Here is a 1,595-nt window from a genome sequence, read left to right as displayed (position 1 = left end):
GTGACCGTTGCACAACTAACATCGGTTGATAATTCATGTTTTTCTAAAAAGGCACTTTTCCTGAAATTAGATCATGCAGGGAAAGAAAAAATATCAAGAAAAGCTCTTCCTCAATTTTCAACTTTCTTCAGCTGTACCTGAGGACAATTTCTACAGGAGATTAAATCAGATAATCGACTTCAGCTTTTTATATAAAGCAACGAATAAGTATTATGGTTCAGAGGGCCAGCGTAGCATTGATCCGGTTGTATTTATGAAGCTTATGCTGGTTGGTTATTTGGAGAACTGCAATAGTGATCGTCGTATTATAGCGATATCCAAACTGCGTCTTGATATTTTGCTCTTTATCGGATACGATATTGATGAAGAACTTCCCTGGCATAGTACCTTAAGCCGAACCAGACAATTATATGGAGAGGAGGTGTTTATGGACTTGTTTAAGCTTGTCTTAAAGCAGTGTATCGACAAAGGAATGGTGTCCGGGAAAAGGCAAGCAGTGGACGGCGTTTTTGTAAAAGCGAATGCTTCGTTGGATAATATGATATCCAATGACATTCTTGCTGATGCAGAAACCTACGGAAAGGAGCTGGAAGAAAATGATCAAGGCGAAAAGACAGTGATAAAACTAGAAACACCTCCGAATTCTACTCAAAAGCAAAAGCCAGCTAATAAAACTCACTACAACCGGAATGATCCGGAAGCTAAGCTATCTGTAAAACCAGGAAAGGCAACTGCATTGAATTATTTAGGGCAGGTTAGTGTGGATACATTTTGTCATACTATAACTCATATCCAGGCTTTTACTGCAGATCTCAGAGATAGTGATTGTCTTTCAGAGGTAGTTCAACATCTGAAGGACAACTTTCAGGGTACTGGGTTAGAGGTAGAGGAAATCATAGCAGACACGGGCTATAGTAGTGGTAAGGCTCTTCAATACCTGGAGGATAATAATATTAAAGGATATATCCCAAATCACAGCCAGTTCGTTTATCGGCGAGATGGCTTCACATACAGCAAAGAAGGAGATTATTATGAATGCATAAACAACAAGCACTTAACCTATCGCGGAACTTATTTGGCAGGGAAATACTATAACAAAGAATACCGGATCGACAGGGGGGAATGTAAGACGTGTCCTTTTAAAGAAACTTGTAGTGCATATGGTAAGCACGCTAGCCGCATTACGGACACTGTTGATAGACCCTATTATGAAAGAATGCATCTGCGAATGAAATCTCCAGAGGCCAGGACTATTATGAGGCAACGACAAAGCACAGTTGAGCCAGTCATTGGTACTCTTGTAAACTTCTTAGGAATGAAACGGGTGAACACTATTGGAAGATCTCAGGCGAATAAATGCGTGACCATGGCAGCAATAGCTTACAATCTGAAGAAGCTACTAAAACACAGTTCTGAGAGAGCAAATGACCGACTAAAGCACGCAATTCCATGCCCCATAACCCGTTACACATTGTTTTTTAAGTTGTTAGTCAGATCCAATCAAACTACAATATGAAAACTTCAATTAAGCGAAATACAAACCCGACTTTTATTACGCGCTTGCCTAAAATATCATCATGTTGTGCAACGGTCAC

General features: G+C 39.9%; 1 protein-coding gene. It reads left to right on the top strand.

The window, feature by feature from the left end; genetic code table 11:
- The first annotated feature begins 73 nt into the window (after positions 1 to 73).
- Positions 74 to 1,516 carry an IS1182 family transposase gene (locus B5X60_RS18070; protein WP_079704144.1) on the top strand — a complete coding sequence of 481 codons (1,443 nt, stop codon included), beginning with the start codon at positions 74 to 76 and terminating at the stop codon, positions 1,514 to 1,516.
- The last annotated feature ends 79 nt before the right edge of the window (positions 1,517 to 1,595 follow it).

The organism is Daejeonella lutea (assembly GCF_900168015.1).
GTDB lineage: Bacteria > Bacteroidota > Bacteroidia > Sphingobacteriales > Sphingobacteriaceae > Daejeonella > Daejeonella lutea.
This window is presented reverse-complemented; position numbering and strand designations above follow the sequence as displayed.

Coding starts and splice junctions, on each gene's coding strand:
- B5X60_RS18070 (WP_079704144.1), top strand. CDS start 74: ATGCAGGGAAAGAAAAAATATCAAGAAAAGCTCTTCCTCAATTTTCAA.